Consider the following 20001-nt stretch of genomic DNA (forward strand, 5'->3'; position numbering starts at 1 on the left):
GCGCGCGCCCGGACTTCTTACCTGGTTAGTGATTCGGGGCGTAATTGCCGCCGATCTGCAAAAGCGCGCGGGGCTCCGCTAGTTTTCCCTGCACGAGTTGATTTCCTACCAGCCGTCGTGGCGGATGGCGATGCCGCCGCCGCGGCCGGCCGGCGTAGGTTGGACAAAACGCCCTGGGGAGAGCGCGATGATCCGAGTATTCCTGTTGGACGACCATGCCCTGGTCCGCACCGGCTACCGGCTGATCCTGGAGCGCGAGGCCGAGTTCCAGGTGGTGGGCGAGGCGGGCAGCGGCGAAGAGGGCCTGCCGGCCATCCGCAGCCTCAAGCCGCACGTCGTGATCTGCGACCTGCACCTGCCGGGCATCAGCGGCCTGGACATCACCGAGCGCATCGTCCGCGGCGAATACGGCACGCGCGTGCTCATCGTTTCGGTGCAGGAGGACGGGCCGATGCCGCGCCGCCTGATCGAGGCCGGCGCCAGCGGCTACCTGGGCAAGGGCTGCGACGCGCACGAACTGCTGCGTGCCCTGCGCGAAGTGGCGCGCGGCCGGCGCTACCTGGCCAGCCACGTGGCGCAGCGGATGGCGCTCTCGCGCCTTGGCGGCGACGAGTCGCCCTTCGACCTGCTGTCGCCGCGCGAGCTCGAGGTCGCGCGCATGCTGTGCCAGGGCCTGCGCATGGAAGAGATCGGACGCCGGCTCAGCCTGAGCGGCAAGACCGTGGCCACCCACAAGTACCGGCTCTACGACAAGCTGGGCATCAAGGACACGGTGGCGCTGGCGCGGATGGCCGGGCAGCACGGTGTGTCCGATCCGATCTACGCGATCTGAGGCCGCAAAGAAGAAGGGCGCCTTGCGGCGCCCTTTTCCTTAGTTCGGATTGCCGCCGGGCTTGGTCTCACCCGGCTCTTCCAGCGACCAGTTCGGCGCCGGCGGCAGCGCAGGCGGTGCCTCGTCGCTTTCCGGGGCGTCGGCCGCTGCATCGGCGGGCGTCGCGACCGGCTCGGGCAGGTTCTCGGCCAGCACCGGCTTGGCTTCCGCCACCGGCGGCGCGTCGAACACGGCCGGCTGGGTGCGCAGGAAGGGATTGACCGGCGCGGCGCTCGAGGCCGGGGCCGCGGGCGTCGGCGCGACTTCGGGCGCGGCCGCGACCGGGGTCGGCGCCGCCGGGGCGGGCTCGGCCGGGATCAGGCTGGCCTGCACCGGCGCCGGGCGGGTCGGCGCAGGCGCCACCGGCTCGGCGACCGGCGTCGGCTCGGCCACGATGACCGGCGCGACCGGCGTCGGCGCGCTCACCGGCGCCACCACCGCCGCAGGCGCGGCGACGATCGGGGCCGCTTCGGCGGCGACCGGCGCTTCCGCCGCGGGAGCCGCGGCGATCGGAGCAACGGCCGGCGTCGGGACCTCACGCGCTTCCGACGAGGCGGCCGCAGGCACCGGCTCGGCCTGGGGCGCCGCGGCCGGCGCAGGCGCCGCCACGACGACCGGTGCCGACGCCATCGCCGCGACCGGCGCAGACACCGGCACGGGGCGCGGCGCCGGGGTCGGTGCGGGACCCAGGTCGTCGAAGTCGGACTCGGCGGCGCTGACCGTGGCTGCCGTCGCGGCCGGGCGGGCGCCGGCGTCCTGGCCGGACTCTTCGTCATCGAAATCGGACTCGCTGTCCTGCGAGCCGTCCTGGGCGTTGCCCTCGTTCGCGGCATCTTCCGGACGACGACGGCGGCGACCGCCGCGACGGCCACGGCGACGGCGGCCGGTGCCCTCGGCGCCAGCGGCATCGCCGGCGGCCTCGGGGTTCTCGACGCCCGGCGCGACCTGGCCTTCGATGGCTTCGGCGGGGACCGCGGCGTCATCCTCGGCCACGGCGACACCACCGGCGGCAGCCTGGGCGGCCAGCTTGGCGGCGCGGGCTTCGCGACGCTCGGCTTCGCGCTTCAGGTTTTCCTGGCGCTGCTGTTCGCGGCGTTCGGCTTCCTTCTTCTGGTTTTCCTCGCGGCGCTGCTGGCCCTCCAGGCGACGCTGCTCGTCCTGCTTCTTCTGTTCCTCGGTGCGCTCGGCCTTGGGCGGGCGGGGCGCCTGGGCCGCGGCCTGCGGCTTGGCGGCGTTCGGCGACTTCTCGCCACGCTCGCCGCGCTCGCCACCGCGTGAACCGCGCTCGCCGCGGTCGCGGCCACGGCCGCTGCGGTCGCGACGACCGTCGCCCCCGCCGTTGCGCGAACCGCGCTCGCCGCCGCGATCACCGCGGTCGGCACGCTCGGCGCGGGCCTGCTTGGCCGGGGCGGCCTCACCGGAGGACTCGCCGCCGGTGAAGAACGCCGCGACGCGCGCGAAGAAGCCGCGCTTGGGCTCGGCGACCTTGTTCGAGAACACCGGCGCCGGCGCGACTTCCTGCTCGACTTCCTCGCGCGCGGGCGCCGGGTTCGGCGGGCGCACGGCGGTGACGGCCGGCAGGTCGGGCACGTTGATGTGCGCCTTGGTCAGCGAGTGCACCGCCAGCTTGCGCGGGGTGGTGCGGTGGTAGCTGGGCTTGCCGGACTCTTCGCCCAGCTCGTTGTCGCGCAGGCGGCTGATGTTGAAGTGCGGCGTCTCGAGCTGGTCGTCGGCGACGATGACCACCGGCGCGTCGTGGCGCTGCTCGATCTCGATCAGGGCGCGGCGCTTCTCGTTGAGCAGGTAGTTGGCGATTTCCGGCGGGGCCTGAACCAGCACCTGTCCGGTGTTCTCCTTCATCGCGTGCTCTTCGGCCAGGCGCAGGATGCTCAGCGACAGCGATTCGACGCTGCGCATGCGGCCGTGGCCCTCGCAGCGCGGGCAGACGATCTGGCTGGACTCGCCCAGCGACGGACGCAGGCGCTGGCGGCTCATTTCCAGCAGGCCGAAGCGCGAGATGCGGCCGATCTGCACCCGGGCGCGGTCCTGCTTGAGCGCATTCTGCAGGCGCTCTTCGACCATGCGCTGGTGCTTGCCCGAGCTCATGTCGATGAAGTCGATGACCACCAGGCCGCCCAGGTCGCGCAGGCGCATCTGGCGGGCCACTTCGTCGGCGGCCTCGAGGTTGGTGTTGAACGCGGTTTCCTCGATGTCGCTGCCCTTGGTGGCGCGCGAGGAGTTGACGTCGATGGCGGTCAGCGCTTCGGTCTGGTCGACCACGATGCTGCCGCCCGAGGGCAGGCGCACCTGGCGCTCGTACGCGCCCTCGATCTGGGACTCGATCTGGTAGCGGTTGAACAGCGGCGTCGGGTCTTCGTAGAACTTGAGCTTGCGCAGGTTCTGCGGCATCACCGAGGCCATGAACTCGCGCGACTCGTCGTACATCTCGCGGGTGTCGACCAGGATCTCGCCGATGTCGGCGCGCAGGTAGTCGCGCAGGGCGCGGATGATCAGGCGCGATTCCTGGTAGATCAGGAAGGGCGAGGGCTTGGCCAGGGCGGCATCGGTGATCGACTTCCAGACCTGGAGCAGGTAGTCCAGGTCCCACTGCAGCTCGTCGGCGGCGCGGCCGACGCCGGCGGTGCGGATGATCACGCCCATGTCGTCGGGGATGGTCAGCGCGTCCATGGCCTCTTTCAGGGCCTGGCGGTCGTCGCCCTCGACCCGGCGCGAGACGCCGCCGGCGGTGGGCGAGTTCGGCATCAGCACCATGTAGCGGCCGGCCAGCGAGATGAACGTGGTCAGGGCAGCGCCCTTGTTGCCGCGCTCTTCCTTGTCGACCTGCACCACCACTTCCTGGCCTTCGCGCAGGAATTCCTTCAGGCCGGCCTTGTTCGGGTCGACGCCGGGGACGAAGTAGTCGCGGGAGATTTCCTTGAGCGGAAGGAAGCCGTGGCGTTCACCGCCGTACTCCACGAAGGCCGCCTCGAGGGACGGTTCCAGCCGCACGATGCGGCCCTTGTAGATGTTGGACTTCTTCTGTTCCTTCGAGGGTTGCTCGATGTCGATGTCGTACAGGTTCTGGCCATCGACGATCGCCACGCGCAGCTCTTCGGCCTGCGTGGCATTGATCAACATACGCTTCATTGTCTGGTGTCCTCACGCGCTCTTACCGCGAGGAACGCCGGGGTCCGCGCCCGATGTTTCCGGCTAGGGGCGCACCGCGCACCCGGGCCTGGCAGGAACTTCCAGCGCTACGAACCTTGGGCGAACCCGCGGGAGCGCTTGTTGTACTTGTGTTCGGTCATTGGGGCCGGAAACCGCCGAGCGTTTTCCGGTCTGTCGTGCACTTGTAAGGTGTACGGCGATATCCGTCCGCCTTCGGGACCGGCTAACATGGTCACCCCCGTGGGGTGTGGTAGCGGTTCCTCAGGATTCAACTGGGATCGGCTTTCGGCCGGCACCCCAGGGAAATCAGGACGTTATCTCGCGAAGCGATTGTATAGGTGTAACCCCCATGGCGGCAAATGAAGTCTCGACGGGCGTGAAGATGGTCAAGGTCCCCGAGGACCGGGACGGCCAGCGGCTGGACAATTTCCTGCTGCTGCAGCTCAAGGGGGCGCCCCGGAGCCTGGTCTACAAGCTCGTGCGCAGCGGCCAGGTCCGGATCAACGGCAAGCGGGCCAAGGCCGACAGCCGCCTGGCCGGGGGCGACGAGGTCCGCATCCCGCCCGTGAAGCTGAACGAGGCGGGGGAGGCCCGGCCGGTGCCCAAGGGGCTGCTGGACCGGCTGGCGGCCAGCATCGTGTTCGAGGACAAGGCCATCCTGGCCGTGAACAAGCCCAGCGGCCTGGCCACCCACGGCGGCAGCGGCATCAGCCACGGCCTGATCGAGTCGCTGCGGGCGCTGCGCCCGGGCGAGCCGCTGGAGCTGGTGCACCGGCTCGACCGGGACACCTCGGGCGTGATCATCATCGCCAAGAAGCGCTCGGCCCTGCTGGAGCTGCAGGCCCTGATGCGCGCCGGCGAGGACGACGAGGGCCCGGGCAAGCGCTACCTGGCGCTGCTGGTCGGGCGGGTCCCGAACGGCACGCTGACCGTGGACGCGCCGCTGCAGAAGTCGGTGATGCAGGGCGGCGAGCGGCAGGTGCGGGTGGACCCGGCAGGCAAGCCCTCGGTCAGCCACTTCAAGGTGCTCGAGCGCCGCGGCGGCCACAGCTACTGCGAAGTGCGCATCGAGACCGGCCGCACCCACCAGATCCGCGTCCATGCCGCGCACCTGGGCCACCCGATCGCCGGCGACGACAAGTACGGCGATCCCGAGGTGAACAAGCGCCTGGCCCAGCAGGTTGGCCTCAAGCGCCTGTTCCTGCACGCGGCCTCGATCGAGTTCTCGCTCGAGCAGGGCAAGACGCCCTACCTGATCAATGCGCCCCTGAGCGAGGAGCTGGCCGCGGTCCTCGACCGCCTCGGCTGAGCGTCGCCAGGGAAAGCGGTACCAGGTTCATTTATCCGGAGAGGGTCGTCCGCGCCATGGCGGAACCCTCTCCGGATAAATGAACCTGGTACCGCTTTTCCTGCTCAAGCCAGCTGTTCGGCCTTGGCGGCGCAGATGAAGTCGTTCGTGCTCAGGCCGCCCACGTCGTGGGTGGAGAAGCGCACGACGGCCCGGTCGTAGTGCACGCCGAGGTCCGGGTGGTGGTCCTGGGCGTGGGCCACGTAGGCGAGCGCGTTCACGAAGGCCATCGTCCTGTAGTAGTCCGGGAACTTGAAGGTCTTGCGGATCGCGATGCCGTCCTCGACCAGCTCCCAGCCGGGCAGGGACGTGAGGAGGGCCTTCACGTCGGCGGGCGGCAGCCGGTGCTGTTCGCCCTTGAGCGGGGTGCAGTGGCGGCCGGCGAGTTCATTGATCTTGGTCATGTCAGTGTTCCTGGGCGGTTGGGCCGAAGTATAGGCCGGCGGGTTTACAATGCGGCCCATGATCAACATCACCGAATCCGCCCAAGCCTATTTCCAGCGCCTGCTGCAGTCCCAGGGTGGCGACGCCATCGGGATCCGCCTCTCGGCCGTCAATCCCGGCACGCCGCGCGCCGATGCGCGCCTGGAGTTCTGCGAGCACGGCGACCTGCTGGGCGACGAGTGGGCGATCGAGTGCGCGGGCTTCACGCTTTACGTCGATGCACCCAGCGCGCCGTTCCTGGACTCGGCCGACATCGACTACTCGGCCAACGCCACCGGCGGCCAGCTCACGATCAAGGCGCCGCGCATCAAGGGCGACCAGCCGGCCGGCGACGCCTCGCTGGTCGAGCGCGTGCAGTGGCTGATCGACTCGGAAGTGAATCCGCAGCTGGCCTCGCACAAGGGCCGTGTCGCGCTCGATTCGATCGACGCCGACGGCGTGGTCTACCTGCGCTTCGGCGGCGGCTGCCACGGCTGCGGCATGGTCGACGTGACCTTGAAGCAGGGCATCGAGAAGTCGATGATGGCGAAGATCCCGGAAGTGACGGCGGTGCGCGATGCCACCGACCACAGCACCGGCAGTGCGCCGTACATAGCCCGCGGCTGAATGGTGCGCGCCGCGCCCGCGCCGCTTAACCGAATTTTCCCGGGGCCGGCGGTTAATCTCGCCCGGCCCTTCCCGACGACGCGGTGCCCGTGACCGATCCCCGCGAGACCTTCGATCCCGCAGAGGCACTCAACGCGTCCGGACATCGCTGGCGGCCGCCGCGTGCGCCGGAAGACATGCCGGTGGGGCTTCGCCTGGTGCTGCTGGGCCTGATCACGGTCGGGCATGCCGTGGTGTTCTGGGTGTTCGACAGCAGCAGCTTCGTGGTCGGCCCCGAACCGGATCGCCAGGTCACCACGATCCTGATCTTCCCGGAGCCGGAGCCCGAGATCATCATCCGGCCGGAGCCCGAGCCGGAAATCATCATCCGGCCAACGCCCGAGCCGGACCCGGCGCCCGAACCGCAGCCCGCGCCCGCCCCGGCGCCGGCCCCCGAACCCTTGCCCGAACCCGAGCCCGTGCCGGAACCCGAGCCCGTGCCGGAACCGGTTCCCGAGCCCGAACCCGAGCCGCTTCCGGAGCCGGAACCCACGCCCGAGCCGCTACCCGACCCCGAGCCCGCGGTCGAGCCCGCCACCGACCCCAATCCGTCCGAGGAGGTCGACCTGCCCTCGGACGTCGAGCCGCAGATCGACTCGACCCTGGTGTTCGTGCCCGTGGAAGACCCCGAGCCGGCGCCGCTCGCCGAGCGCGAGCTGCCGGCGTCGCGCGAGATCGCCGTCGAACCGCTGCCCGAAGTGGCGGTGGCGCGCGAGCGGATGCCGGTGTCCGAACCGACGCCCGACGCGCCGCCGGCGCCGGGCCGCATCGAAGTCGCCGGCCCGTCGCTGGCGCCGGTGCTCGATCCGGTGGCAGTGTCGGTCGAGCGCCCGGCCGCACCGACGGTTGACGCGTTGCGCCCCGAGCCGCAGCGCGTTACCCAGCCGGCGCCGGACATCGATTTCGGCGAATTGCCCCTGGTCGCCGCCGAGGACGAAGCGGCCCCGGCGCCCGTGGCCACCGCGCCGGTCCCGGATTCGGTCGCGACGACCACGTCGCCCGCGGCCGCGCCGGCGCGGGCTGATGACTTCCTGGCTCCGCCGCCCGGTGCCGCGCCGGGCGGCGCGCCGGGCGCGATGCAGGCCATCGACCTGGCGCCGGCCGGCGGCTCACTGCAGCTGTACAACCCCGACGGCTCCATCGACCTGCCGGACGAACTGCGCGACCAGCTCAAGGGCGCCACCGACGACAGCCGCGAGTTCAGTTTCCAGCAGCCGGGGTTGCTCGATTCGGGCAGCTTCATGCGGCGGCAGCCGGCCCTGGTGTACGAGCCGACGCGCTTCGACGAGTACTGGATCCCCGAGAAGAACATCCTGACGCAGGTGCTGGAGAAGGCGGTCGAGGCCACCACCGGCACGGTCGAGATCCCGGTGCCCGGCAAGCCGGGGTCGAAGCTGGTGTGCACGGTGTCCGTGCTCGCCGCGGGCGGCGCCTGCGGCATTCGCCACAACAACGACGGCTACGTGGTCGAACTCGACGATCCCGATACGCTCAACCCGCAGGAAGCCGCGCAGTGCGCCGCCTGGTGGGACCAGATCACCAGCACCGGCAGCCAGACCGCCTGGAAGAACACGCGCGAGCTGTACGACTTCCACTGCCGCAAGCCCCTGGCCAAGCCCACCGAGGTCCCGGTGCCGAAAGCCGGCTGAATTTCCCGGCGCATCCCGTCCATGGCCGCGGTCGCCATGCCGGCGACGGGGGATGAAAAAAAAGCCCGGCGCAGGCCGGGCTTTTTTCGTGGACCGCGGGCGCGATCAGCGCTCGTCGATCTTGCTCAGGTCGTGCAGGTCGCCGGCCTGGCTGGCATAGAAGGCGGCGAGGTCGTCGATGTCCTCGTCGCTGAGGCCACCGGCGAAGCCGGCCATGATGGCGTTCTTGCGCTGGCCGGACTTGTACTCGTGCAGGGCACGGGCCAGGTACTCGGGATGCTGGCCGGCCAGCTTCGGATAGGTTTCGTCCAGCGTTTCATTGCCGTTGGCGCCGTGGCAGGACGCGCAGGTCTTGGACTTCTCCTGGCCGGCGGCGACATTGCCGACCGGGCCGGCGGCGAAGGCCGGCGCAGCCAGGGCGAGGAGGGTGGAGGCGGCGAGCAGGCGAAGGGTCATGGGGTCGGTCCTCACTTGGCCGGCTTGAGGCTGGAGAGATAGGCGGCGATGTCGGCGATCTCCTGGTCGGAGAAGCTCTGGGCCTGGGCCTGCATGGTCGGGTGCGAGCGATCGCCGGTCTTGTAGCCGGTGAGGGCCGCGACCAGGTAGGCCTCGTTCTGGCCGCCGACCTTGGGCACGCGGTAGGTCGGGTAGGCGTTCTTGTAGTCGGCGATGCCGTGGCAGCCGGTGCAGGTGTAGAACAGGGCCTTGCCCTTTTCCGGATCGCCCTTGGCGAACGCGGGCGCGGTGGCGAGGGCGAGCACGAGGCTGGCGGCGGGCAACAGGTTTCGCTTCATCGGTCTTTTTTTCCGGCTCGAAGGGTCGGGCGGGGCGCACTAAACGGAAATTATAGCCTGCGCATCCCAAGCCAGACAGGGGGCAATGCATGGACGCGCATGCGACCGTCACCGGTGGGCATCCAGACTTCCGGCATATGCGGGTCTTCACGCCCCTACTGTACTGTTCTATTCAACTACAACACCCCCGCCAGAAGCCCCGACTATGAAGACTTCCCGCAAGACCCCGCTGGCCCGCACGACGGCCGTCCTGGCCCTCGCCATCGCCCTGGCCCTGGCGGGCTGCTCGGGCGGCACGACGCCCGAGGGGCAGGCCGCCACGACCGTGGGTGCCGACGGCAAGCCCGAGGAAAAGAAGGCCCCGGCCGTGCCGGTGGAGGTCGCCCGCGTGACCAAGCAGGTGATCTCGGCCAGCTACAGCGGCACCGCCAGCCTGGAGGCGCCGGCCGAGGCGCAGGTCGTGGCCAAGTCCTCGGGCGTGGTCCTGCAGGTGCTGGTGGAAGAGGGTGACCAGGTCAGCGCCGGCCAGGTGTTGGCGCGCATCGATCCCGATCGTCCGCGCCTGGAGATGGAGCGCTCGCGCGCCACGGTGCGCAAGCTCGAGAACAATTTCCGCCGCGCCCAGGAGCTGCTGGCCTCGAAGCTGGTCAGCGCGGAGTCGGTCGAGCAGATCCGCTTCGACCTCGAATCGGCCAAGGCCAGCTACGAGCTCGCCCAGCTCGAACTGTCCAACACCAACATCGTCGCGCCGATCACCGGCGTGGTCGCCCAGCGCATGGTCAAGGTCGGCAACCTGATCGGCCTGAACATGCCGGCCTTCCGGGTCGTGGACATTTCCCAGCTCGAGGGCGTGCTGAACGTGCCCGAGCGCGAGCTGGCCACCCTGCGCCCCGGCATGCCGCTGCGCATGGTGGTCGACGCGGTGCCCGGCCAGGTGTTCGAGGGACGGGTTGATCGCATCAGCCCCGTGGTCGACTCCGGCAGCGGCACCTTCCGCGTGGTCTGCGCCTTCGAAGGCGGCGGCACGCTGCGCCCGGGCATGTTCGGCCGCATCGAGGTGGTCTACGACGAGCGCGTGGATGCGCTGACGATGCCGCGCGTGGCCTTGCTCGAGGATGAGGGCGAGCCGGCCGTGTTCGTGGTCCGCGAGAACAAGGCCGTGCGCGTGCCGGTGGAGCTGGGCTACGTCAACGGAGAGCTGGCCGAAGTGCGCGCGGGCCTGAAGGAAGGCGAGGACGTGGTCACCGCCGGCAAGGTGGCGATCCGCGATGGCTCCGAGGTCGAGGTCATCAATCCGGCCGCTCCGGCCGCCGCCGAAACCGCCGTCGCGCAGGCCGTCTCCGAATGAGCCTGGTCGAGTTCTCCACCCGCCGGCGGGTCACGGTGGCGATGGTCACGGTTACCTTCGTGATCTTCGGCGTGATCGCGCTGTTCAACCTCAAGGTCAACCTGCTGCCCGACCTGAGCTATCCGACGCTCACGGTCCGCACCGAGTACACCGGCGCGGCACCGATGGAGATCGAGACCCTGATCAGCGAGCCGGTCGAAGAGGCCGTGGGCGTGGTCAAGAACCTGCGCAAGCTGCGTTCGGTCTCGCGCACCGGCCAGAGCGACGTGGTGCTCGAGTTCGCCTGGGGCACCGACATGGACCAGGCCAGCCTGGAGGTGCGCGACAAACTCGAGGTCCTGCGCCTGCCGCTGGAGGCCAAGCAGCCGGTGCTGCTGCGCTTCAATCCCTCCACCGAGCCGGTGATGCGCCTCGTGCTGGCCTCCACCGAGACCACCCCGGGCAGCGAGCAGGCCGGGCTGATGCGCCTGCGCCGCCACGCCGAGGAAGAGCTCAAGAAACGCCTGGAGCCCGTGTCCGGCGTCGCCGCGGTCAAGGTCGCCGGCGGCCTGGAAGACGAGGTGCAGGTGCTGATCGACCAGGACCGCCTGGCCCAGCTCAACCTCGACGTCAACACCGTGATTGAGCGCCTGCGCCTGGAGAACGTCAACATCTCCGGCGGCCGCATCGAGGAAGGCTCGCAGCGTTACCTGGTGCGCACGGTGAACCAGTTCACCGGCCTGGACCAGATGCGCGAGCTGCTGGTCGCCAACGTCGACGGCGTGCCGGTGCGCCTGCGCGACGTGGCCACGGTCACCCAGGGCTACAAGGAGCGCGAGGCCATCATCCGCCTGGGCGGTGGTGAAGCCGTCGAGCTGGCGATCTACAAGGAGGGCGACGCCAACACCGTCGCCGTGGCCGACGCGATCAAGGCTGCGCTCGAACGCCTGAGGGACGAACTGCCCGCAGGCTCCACGCTGACCACGATCGAGGACCAGTCGGTCTTCATCGAGGCGGCGCTGTCCGAGGTCAAGAAGGAAGCGCTGATGGGCGGCGTGTTCGCCATCCTGCTCATCTTCTTCTTCCTGCGCGACGGCTGGAGCACCTTCGTGATCGGCCTGTCGCTGCCGGTGTCGATCATCGCCACCTTCTTCTTCATGGGCCAGTTCGGCCTGAACCTCAACGTGATGTCGCTGGCCGGCCTGGCGCTGGCCACCGGCATGGTGGTGGACGACTCGATCGTGGTGCTCGAGAGCATCGCCAAGGCGCGCGAACGCGGCCTGGGCGTGCTCGAAGCGGCCGTGGTCGGCACCCAGGAAGTGAGCATGGCGGTGGTCGCCTCGACGCTGACGACGGTGGCGGTGTTCTTCCCGCTGGTGTTCGTGCAGGGCGTGGCGGGCCAGCTGTTCAAGGACCAGGCGCTGACGGTGTCGATCGCGCTGGTGATTTCCCTGGTGGTGTCGCTCACCCTGATCCCGATGCTGTCGGCGCTCAAGGCCAAGTCGCCGATGGCCTTCGCGGCGACGCCGGGTGGCGATTCGCCGGCCACGCCGCCCTGGCGCCTGATGCTCGCTCAGGTGCGAGAGCTGTTCTTCCTGCCCTTCCAGAAGATCGGCGCGGCCTTTGGGCGCAGCGGCCTGCGCGGTGTCGTCGCCAGCCTCGTGGCCCTGGTGCTGGCGGTGGTCTGGGTGTTCTGCCTGGTCTTGCTCCTGCTGGCGGTGCCGGTCGCTTTCCTGCTGCCCTGGGCGCTGTCGGCGCTGTCCTGGCTGGTGGTGCTGGTGGCGCGCGTGTTGGCGATCGGTGGACGCGGCCTGGGCTGGGTCGGCGGCTGGGTGCTCAAGCCGTATGACTGGGCCGAAGCCGGCTACCACCGCCTGCTGCCCAAGGCGCTTTCGAATCCGCTGCCGGTGCTGGGCAGCGCCGGCATCGCGTTCGGGCTGGCGCTGTTCGTGGCCTCCACGCTGGGCACCGACCTGATCCCGCAGTTCGCCCAGGACCGCTTCGAGATGACGGCCAAGCTGCCGCCGGGCACCCAGCTGCGCGATACCGACGCGCTGGTGAAGCAGGTCCAGCTCGTCCACGGCGAGGACGAGGGCGTGCAGGCGCTGTATGGCGTCAGCGGCAGCGGCACCCGGCTCGATGCCAATCCGACCGAGTCGGGCGAGAACATCGCCAAGCTCACGGTGGTGATGGGCGGCGACTTCGGACGCGATTCCGAGGCGCGCCAGACCGAGCGGATGCGCGCCACCATGGCGCAGTACCCCGACGTGCAGGTGAAGTTCGGCCGGCCGCAGCTGTTCAGCTTCTCGACGCCGCTCGAGATCGAGCTGCGCGGCCAGGACCTGGTCGCGGTCGAGCAGGCCGGCCGCAAGCTGGCGGCGATGATGGAGGGCTCGGACAGCTTCGCCGACGTCAAGTCGACGGTGGAGCAGGGCTTCCCCGAGATCCAGATCCGCTTCGACCAGGAACGGGCCGCGGCGCTGGGGCTGACCAGCCGCCAGATCGCGGACCAGGTGGTGCGCAAGGTCCGGGGCGAGGTCGCCACCCGCTACAGTTTCCGTGACCGCAAGATCGACGTGCTGGTGCGGGCGCAGGAAGCCGACCGCGAGTCGCTGGAGAGCATCCGCAAGATCATCGTCAACCCGCAGAGCGACCGCCCGGTGACCCTGGACGCCGTCGCCGACGTGGTGGCCACGGTCGGGCCCAGCGAGATCAACCGCGTCGACCAGATCCGCGTCGCCATCGTGTCCGCCAACCTGCGCGACATCGACCTGGGCACGGCCGTGCAGCAGGTGCGCGACATGGTGGCGGCCGATCCGCTGGGTGCCGAGGTGCGCATGCACATCGGTGGCCAGGGCGAAGAGCTCGACGCCTCGATCAGCTCGCTGATCTTCGCGCTGTCGCTGGCCATCTTCCTGGTCTACCTGGTGATGGCCTCGCAGTTCGAGTCGCTGCTGCATCCGTTCGTGATCATGTTCACCATCCCGCTGGCCATGGTCGGCGCGGTGATGGCGCTGTGGCTGAGCGGCTCGCCGGTGTCGGTGGTGGTCTTCATCGGCCTGATCCTGCTGGTCGGCATCGTGGTCAAGAACGCCATCATCCTGATCGACAAGGTCAACCAGCTGCGCGAGCAGGGCGTGGCCAAGGACGAGGCGATCATGCAGGGTGCCTACTCGCGCCTGCGCCCGATCATCATGACCACGGCCACCACGCTGTTCGGCTTCGCGCCGCTGGCGTTCTTCGGCGGCGAAGGCGCCGAGGTCCGCGCCCCGATGGCGATCACCGTGATCGGCGGCCTGGCCGTGTCGACGCTGCTGACCCTGGTGGTGATCCCGGTGATGTACAAACTGATGGACCGCAAGTCGGACGCGTCCTACGTCGAGCGCGGCCAGCGGGCCAGTGCGCTGGAGCGGCTGCGCGCGGCGACCGCGATGGGAGACGCGACATGAGCCTGGCGGAGCTGAGCCTGCGCCGTCCGGTGACGGCGGTGATGTTCTACGTCTCGCTGGTGGTGATCGGCCTGATCGCCGCCTTCCGGCTGCCGCTGGAACAGTTCCCGGACGTCAACGTGCCTTTCATCTTCGTCGACCTGCCTTACCCGGGGTCGACGCCGGAGGAGGTCGAACGGACCATCACCCGCCCGGCGGAAGAGGCGCTGGCGACCCTGACCGGCATCAGCCGCATGCGCTCGAGCAGCCGGCCGGACGGCGCCAGCGTCCAGATCCTGTTCTCGGACTGGAACCGGGACATCGAGATCACGGCCAGCGAGGCGCGTGATCGCCTCGACGCCATCCGCGGCGAACTGCCCGACGACCTGCAGCGCTACTTCGTCTTCAAGTTCTCGCCCAGCGACCAGCCGGTGATCCGGGTGCGCTTCGCCGGCGACCGCGATTTCACCGGTGAGTACACCCTGATCCAGCAGCAGTTCCAGCGCCGCCTCGAGCGGGTGCCGGGCGTGGCGCGGGTGGACATCTCCGGCGCCTCGCCGCCCGAGGTCGAGATCGCGATTTCCGCCGAGCGGCTCAGCGCGCACAACCTGGGCCTGAACGAGCTGGCGGCACGCCTGCGCGCCGTCAACTTCTCGGTCTCGGCCGGCCAGATCAACGAAGGCCGGCAGCGCCTGCGCGTGCAGCCGATCGGCGAGACCGCCAGCCTGCAGGAGATGCGGGAGCTGGTGCTCAACGACACCGGCCTGCGCCTGGGCGACATCGCCGTCATCCGCCAGCGGCCGCAGGAAGTGGACTACGGGCGGCGCCTGGACGGTCGCCCGGCGGTGGGCCTGGACATCTTCCGCGAGCGCAATGCCAACCTGGTCGACGTATCCCGGCAGGTGATGGCGGAGCTGGCCCTGATCAACCAGGAGCCCGAGTTCCGCGACCTGCAGCTCAACATCATCGACGACCAGGCCGTCGGCGTCACCAGCTCCATCGATGGCCTGATCGAGGCCGGCCTGATCGGTTCGCTGCTGTCGCTGCTGGTGCTGTTCTACTTCCTGCGCCACTGGCCGTCGACGCTGATGGTGACGCTGGCGATCCCGATCTGCATCGTGATGACCCTGGGCGCGATGTACTTCTTTGGCATGACCCTGAACATCCTGTCGATGATGGGCCTGCTGATCGGCGTCGGCATGCTGGTCGACAACGCCGTGGTGGTGGTCGAGAGCATCTACCAGTATCGCGAGAAGTACCCCAACGACCCGATGCGCTGCGCCATCGAGGGCACGCGCGGCGTGCAGGTGGCGATCAGCGCCGGCACCCTGACCAGCATCATCGTGTTCATGCCGAACCTGTTCGGCGAGCGCAACTTCATCTCGATCTACCTGGGCCAGGTGGCGATGACGATCACCATGTCGCTGCTGGCGTCCTGGATCGTCGCGGTCAGCCTGATCCCGATGATCTCGGCGCGCCTGCGCACGCCGCCGGCGGTCACCGCCGAACACGGCTTCGTGCCGCGCCTGACCCGCGGCTATGCCTCGCTGCTGCGCTGGATGCTGGCCAATCGCGCCAAGTCCATCCTCTCGATGCTGCTGCTGGTGCTGGTGAGCCTGGTGCCGGTCGGCATGACCAAGTTCGACTTCTTCAAGAACGACGTCGGTCGCCGGATCGAGATGTACTTCGACTGGAAGGGCGCCTACAGCCTCGAGCAGGTCTCCGACGAAGTGCTGCGGGTCGAGCAGTTCCTGGACCAGAATCGCGAGAAGTACCAGATCAAGCAGCTCTACTCCTGGTTCAGCGAGCGCGGCTGGGCCGGCATGCAGGTGACCTTGGTCGACCCGAACCCCAGCCTCTGGGACAAGCTGCTGCTGCGCAAGCAGGAGCCCGGCCTGATGTCGGCCGAGGAAGTGCAGGAAATGATCCGCAAGGACCTGCCGCGCACCGCCCGCGCCGAGATCGGCTTCAGCGGCAGCGACGGCGGCGGTGGCAATGATGGCGAGCAGGGCGTCCGCGTGTTCCTGCAGGGCGACTCTTCGGCGACGCTGGCCGAGCTGGCGGACGAGCTGGTGCCGATACTGGCGCTGCGCAAGGAGTTCCGCGACGTCCGCGTGGACACCGGCGACGAGAACAGCGAGGTGCAGGTCAGCGTGAACCGCGAGCGCGCCGCCGCCCTGGGCTTCAGCGCCCAGGAAGTGGCCAGTTACCTCGGCATCGCCCTGCGCGGCACGCCGCTGCGCGAGTTCCGCTCCGGCGACGCCGAGCTGCCGGTCTGGGTGCGCTTCGCCGGCTCGCAGGACTTCCGGGTCCAGGACATGTCTTCGCTGACCCTGCGCCGGGCCGACGGAACCAGCGTGCCGCTGCTGTCGGTGGTGGACGTGGACGTGCGCCAGGGCGCCTCGCAGATCAGCCGCGAGAGCCGCCAGACCTCGCTGGCCATCGAGGCCAACCTGGCCAAGGACGTCACCGTGCCCGACGCCCGCAAGGCGATGGAGGAGGTGCTGGCGTCGACGAAGTTCCCGCCCGGCTACCGCTTCAACTTCGGCGGCTCCTTCCAGCAGGAAGCCGACGCCGGCATGCAGATGATGTTCAACCTGGGGCTGGCGCTGGTGATGGTCTACCTGGTGATGGCGGCGGTGTTCGAGTCGATGCTGTTCCCGGCCGCGATCATCAGCTCGATCCTGTTCTCGGCGTTGGGCGTGTTCTGGCTGTTCGCCTTCACCGGGACCAGTTTCACCATCATGGCCTTCATCGGCTGCCTGGTGCTGATGGGCGTGGTGGTCAACAACGGCATCGTGCTGTTCGAGCACATCAACGCGCAGCGGCGCAGCGGCCTGGGCCGCACCGAGGCCCTGGTGCACGGCTGCAAGGAGCGCCTGCGCCCGATCCTGATGACCACCTGCACCACGGTGCTGGCCATGCTGCCGCTGTGCATCGGCGGCACCCAGCTGGGCGGCGACGGCCCGGCCTACTACCCGATGGCGCGTGCGATCGCGGGTGGCCTGGTGTTCTCGACCATCGTCAGCCTGCTGTTCCTGCCGACGATCTACGCGGTGATGGACGACATGCGCGAATGGACGGCGGCCACCCTGCGCCGCGGCTGGCGCTGGGCGCCGCTGGCGCCGCGGTCCGCGGCGGCCGAATGAGGCGCGGGCCCGGGCCGTCCGGCCCGGGCCTCAGCCCAGCTTGCCGATGATGTTGGCGCCGGCGATCCAGACGCCGATCGCGGTGCCGAAGCTGGTGAGGAAGAAGTTCACCAGCACCCGCGCCACGCGGTTGCGCCACCAGCCCGACAGTTTGCCGGTGTCGTCCCGCAGCCGCAGGAAGTCGGCGTAGGTGGGCTTGCGCACCCAGGCCTCGACCGCGGCACTGACGGTGCCGGAGGCGAGGGCAGGGTGCAGCGGCGTCAGCGGCGACGAGATGAAGGCGGCCAGCACGCTCAGCGGATGGCCGCCGGCCGCGATGCAGCCGATGGCGCCGCCGATGCCGGTGATCAGGGCCCACTGCAGGACCAGCTCGCCGCCCAGTTCGGCGCCGCCCTGCCAGAAGCCCCAGGCGAAGCCGCCGAACAGGAACACCACCAGCAGGATCGTGAACCAGGGGATCTTGCTGCCTTCGGGCACGCTGTCGAGCGAGGACAGCAAGGGGGCTGGCGACCCGACGTCCTCGCGCAGGTGCTGCTCGAGGCCCTTGAGGTGGCCGGCGCCGACCACCGCCAGCACCTCCCGGGCGCCCCCGGCGCCGACCTGGCGCAGCCGGTTGGCCATGTAGACGTCGCGCTCGGCGATCACCGCGCGGTACAGCGGCGGACTGCCGGCTGCGAATTCGCCGAAGCTTGATTCCAGGTAGTCGCCCTGCTTGAGCTTCTCGATCTCGCCGGCGTCGACTTCGTCGTCGGCCAGCAGGCTGGCGCCCAGGCCGGCCATCAGCTTGGCGCGGCCCCAGAAGCCCAGGCCGGCGAAAGCGCGCTTGAGGGTGGTGCCGACGTCGCGATCGATCAGCGACAGCCGCAGGCCCCGCGCCTCGGCGCCCTGGGCGGCGGCCTTGAGCTCGGCGCCGGGCTCCACGCCCAGCTGCTCGGCCAGGCGGCGCTGGTAGGCGGCCAGCGCCAGGTTGCCGGCGACCAGGCCGGTCTTGCCCTCGCGCAGGATCTGGAACAGGTCCAGCTTCGACAGCGCGTCCGGATCGGTCATCGCCCGGTGGCGCTGGGCGTCGAGCTCGACCGCGATGGTGTCGTAGCGGCCGGTGGCGAGCGCGGCTTCCACCGCATCGACGCTGGCGCGCGAGACGTGGGCGGTGCCCAGCAGGGTGTAGCGCACGCCCTCGCGTTCGACGATGGCGTGGGGCTGGTCATGCAGGCCGTCGTAGCCGGCCTCCGTGGAGATGTTCAATCGCGGTACCGCCTCAGAAGGTCCTGGTAGGCATCGATGCGGCGGTCGCGCAGGAAGGGCCAGATGCGGCGCACCTGCTCGCTGCGGCCCAGGTCGACCTCGGCCACCAGGACCTCGGCGCCGTCGGTGCCGGCCTCGGCGATGAATTCACCCTGCGGGCCGAGCACGTGGCTCGAGCCCCAGAAGCGGATGCCCGACGCGCCAACGGGCTTTTCGGACGCAAGCGGGGAGGGTTCGTGGCCGATGCGGTTGCAGCTGAGTACCGGCAGGCCGTTGGCGACCGCGTGGCCGCGGTGGCTGAGCAGCCAGGCGCCGCGCTGCCGATCCTTCTCGTCCTGCGCATCGCCCGGGTCCCAGCCGATGGCGGTGGGGTAGAGCAGCAGGTCGGCGCCGGCCAGCGCCATCAGGCGCGCGGCTTCCGGATACCACTGGTCCCAGCACACCAGCACGCCCAGGCGGCCGACCGAGGTGTTGATCGGTTCGAAGCCCAGGTCGCCCGGCGTGAAGTAGAACTTCTCGTAGAAGCCCGGGTCGTCGGGGATGTGCATCTTGCGGTACTTGCCGGCGATCGAGCCGTCGGCTTCGAACACCACCGCGGTGTTGTGGTACAGCCCGGCGGCGCGGCGCTCGAACAGCGAGGACACGAGCACCACGCCGTGCTTCTTCGCCAGCGCGCCCAGGCGCTGCGTGCTGGGGCCGGGGATCGGCTCGGCGCGGTCGAATTCCTCGGTCGACTCGTGCTGGCAGAAATAGGCGCCGTTGTGCAGTTCCTGCAGCAGCACCAGCTTCGCACCGCACGCCGCGGCTTCGGCGACGCGGGCTTCGATGTTGGCGAGGTTGGCCTCGACGCTGCCGTGGTCGCGGTCCTGCACCAGGGCGACGGTCAGGGATTTCGTGTTCATGCCAGCAGGCCTTCGGGAAGTTGCATGGTGACGCAGTGCAGGCTGCCGTTCTGCCAGATCAGCGGACGGCAGTCGATCGGGACGATCTCGCGGCCGGGGAAGGCGGCGGCGAGCACCGCGGCGGCCGCGGTGTCGGCGGCATCGCCGTAGGCCGGCATCAGCACGGCGCCGTTGACGATCAGGAAGTTGGCGTAGGACGCCGCCAGGCGGCGCCCGTCGTCGAGGATGGGCTGGGCCCAGGGCAGCGGGAACAGGCGGTAGGGCTGGCCGTTGGCCTGGCGCAGCGCGGCGATCTCGGCGGCCATCGCCTGCAGTTCGGTGAAGTGGTTGTCGCCGGGATCGTCGCAGGCCTGGAACACGATCGCGTCCGGCGCCGCGAAGCGGGCCAGGGTGTCGATGTGGGCGTCGGTGTCGTCGCCCTCGAGGTAGCCGTGGTCGAGCCAGAGCGTGCGCGTCTGCCGCAGCGATTGCTCGAGCGTGGCGGTGACGTCCTCGCGCGTCTTGTCCGGGTGCCGCTCGTGCAGGCAGGTCCAGGTGCTGAGCAGGGTGCCGGCGCCGTCGGTCTCGATGCCGCCGCCCTCGAGCGCGAAGTCGATCCGCTGGTGCGCCGCCGGCGCCAGCAGGCCCGAGGCGTGCAGCTTGCCGACCAGCTGGTCGTCCAGGCCGGCCTCGAACTTGCCGCCCCAGGCGGTGAAATGGAAGTCGAGCAGCCGGAAACCGCCACCCTCGCGCAGGGTGATCGGGCCGGAGTCGCGCAGCCAGGTGTCGTCGTAGGGCACTTCGAAGAAGCGCAGCCGCGCGGCATCGACGCCGGCGGCGGCGAGCAGGGCGGCGGCGCGGGCCTTCAGGGCGCCATCGGCGACGCAGACCAGGGCCGGCTGGAACCGGGTGATGGCCGCCACCAGGGCGACGTAGGTCCTCTCGACGCCGTCCAGGCGCTCGGCCCAGTCGGTCCCTTCATGCGGCCAAGCGAGCAGGACGGCGGACTGGGGCTCCCATTCCGCCGGGAAACGCAGGGTATCGGACATCTT

General features: G+C 69.8%; 14 protein-coding genes. 7 read left to right on the plus strand and 7 right to left on the minus strand.

Features of this window, described 5'->3' with window-relative positions:
• The first annotated feature begins 187 nt into the window (after positions 1 to 187).
• Positions 188 to 832 carry a response regulator gene (locus tag VFQ84_RS09525; protein WP_325131400.1) on the plus strand — a complete coding sequence of 215 codons (645 nt, stop codon included), beginning with the start codon at positions 188 to 190 and terminating at the stop codon, positions 830 to 832.
• Between the two features lie 39 nt (positions 833 to 871).
• Here the strand turns inward: VFQ84_RS09525 and VFQ84_RS09530 are convergent, their stop codons facing one another.
• On the minus strand, positions 872 to 4018 hold the full coding sequence (locus VFQ84_RS09530; RefSeq protein WP_325131401.1) for an Rne/Rng family ribonuclease: 3147 nt from the start codon (positions 4016 to 4018) through the stop codon (positions 872 to 874).
• 370 nt (positions 4019 to 4388) lie between these two features.
• Between VFQ84_RS09530 and VFQ84_RS09535 the strand changes: the two genes are divergently transcribed.
• Positions 4389 to 5348 (plus strand): RluA family pseudouridine synthase, encoded by a 960-nt coding sequence (locus tag VFQ84_RS09535; RefSeq protein ID WP_325131402.1) that lies wholly within the window; start codon positions 4389 to 4391, stop codon positions 5346 to 5348.
• A gap of 104 nt (positions 5349 to 5452) precedes the next feature.
• Here VFQ84_RS09535 and VFQ84_RS09540 read toward each other — a convergent pair whose 3' ends face one another.
• Complete coding sequence (locus VFQ84_RS09540) at positions 5453 to 5791, minus strand: 4a-hydroxytetrahydrobiopterin dehydratase (RefSeq protein ID WP_325131403.1); 339 nt, start codon at positions 5789 to 5791, stop codon at positions 5453 to 5455.
• A gap of 58 nt (positions 5792 to 5849) precedes the next feature.
• Between VFQ84_RS09540 and VFQ84_RS09545 the strand changes: the two genes are divergently transcribed.
• Together VFQ84_RS09545 and VFQ84_RS09550 are read left to right on the plus strand one after the other, a co-directional pair.
• The gene (locus VFQ84_RS09545; RefSeq protein ID WP_325131404.1) at positions 5850 to 6437 is read left to right on the plus strand and encodes an NfuA family Fe-S biogenesis protein; all 588 of its coding nucleotides are present in this window, start codon (positions 5850 to 5852) and stop codon (positions 6435 to 6437) included.
• Positions 6438 to 6526: 89 nt separating this feature from the next.
• Positions 6527 to 8125, plus strand: coding sequence for a hypothetical protein (locus VFQ84_RS09550; protein ID WP_325131405.1), 1599 nt, complete (start codon positions 6527 to 6529; stop codon positions 8123 to 8125).
• Between the two features lie 105 nt (positions 8126 to 8230).
• Here VFQ84_RS09550 and VFQ84_RS09555 read toward each other — a convergent pair whose 3' ends face one another.
• Positions 8231 to 8581 (minus strand): cytochrome c, encoded by a 351-nt coding sequence (locus VFQ84_RS09555; protein ID WP_325131406.1) that lies wholly within the window; start codon positions 8579 to 8581, stop codon positions 8231 to 8233.
• Between the two features lie 11 nt (positions 8582 to 8592).
• Complete coding sequence (locus VFQ84_RS09560) at positions 8593 to 8919, minus strand: cytochrome c (protein ID WP_325131407.1); 327 nt, start codon at positions 8917 to 8919, stop codon at positions 8593 to 8595.
• Positions 8920 to 9124: 205 nt separating this feature from the next.
• On the opposite strand from VFQ84_RS09560, the gene VFQ84_RS09565 reads away from it, so the two are divergent.
• Genes VFQ84_RS09565 through VFQ84_RS09575 form a run of 3 tightly spaced genes read left to right on the plus strand, consistent with a single transcriptional unit; the run spans position 9125 to position 16823 of the window.
• Positions 9125 to 10267 carry an efflux RND transporter periplasmic adaptor subunit gene (locus tag VFQ84_RS09565; RefSeq protein WP_325131408.1) on the plus strand — a complete coding sequence of 381 codons (1143 nt, stop codon included), beginning with the start codon at positions 9125 to 9127 and terminating at the stop codon, positions 10265 to 10267.
• Complete coding sequence (locus tag VFQ84_RS09570; protein ID WP_325131409.1) at positions 10264 to 13695, plus strand: efflux RND transporter permease subunit; 3432 nt, start codon at positions 10264 to 10266, stop codon at positions 13693 to 13695. The genes VFQ84_RS09565 and VFQ84_RS09570 overlap by 4 nt, the downstream gene beginning before the upstream one ends.
• Positions 13692 to 16823: an efflux RND transporter permease subunit gene (locus tag VFQ84_RS09575; protein WP_325131410.1), complete on the plus strand. Its 3132-nt coding sequence runs from the start codon at positions 13692 to 13694 to the stop codon at positions 16821 to 16823. The genes VFQ84_RS09570 and VFQ84_RS09575 overlap by 4 nt, the downstream gene beginning before the upstream one ends.
• A gap of 30 nt (positions 16824 to 16853) precedes the next feature.
• Here the strand turns inward: VFQ84_RS09575 and VFQ84_RS09580 are convergent, their stop codons facing one another.
• The 3 genes from VFQ84_RS09580 to VFQ84_RS09590 are packed head-to-tail and all read right to left on the minus strand — an operon-like array spanning position 16854 to position 19998.
• Positions 16854 to 18068 (minus strand): TraB/GumN family protein, encoded by a 1215-nt coding sequence (locus VFQ84_RS09580; RefSeq protein ID WP_325131411.1) that lies wholly within the window; start codon positions 18066 to 18068, stop codon positions 16854 to 16856.
• Positions 18065 to 18970: a carbon-nitrogen hydrolase gene (locus VFQ84_RS09585; RefSeq protein ID WP_325131412.1), complete on the minus strand. Its 906-nt coding sequence runs from the start codon at positions 18968 to 18970 to the stop codon at positions 18065 to 18067. Before VFQ84_RS09585 ends, VFQ84_RS09580 begins: the two co-directional genes overlap by 4 nt.
• Positions 18967 to 19998 carry an agmatine deiminase family protein gene (locus tag VFQ84_RS09590; protein ID WP_325131413.1) on the minus strand — a complete coding sequence of 344 codons (1032 nt, stop codon included), beginning with the start codon at positions 19996 to 19998 and terminating at the stop codon, positions 18967 to 18969. Before VFQ84_RS09590 ends, VFQ84_RS09585 begins: the two co-directional genes overlap by 4 nt.
• Positions 19999 to 20001 lie beyond the last annotated feature (3 nt).

This window comes from Arenimonas sp. (assembly GCF_035721105.1).
In the GTDB taxonomy this organism is placed as follows: Bacteria; Pseudomonadota; Gammaproteobacteria; order Xanthomonadales; family Xanthomonadaceae; genus Arenimonas.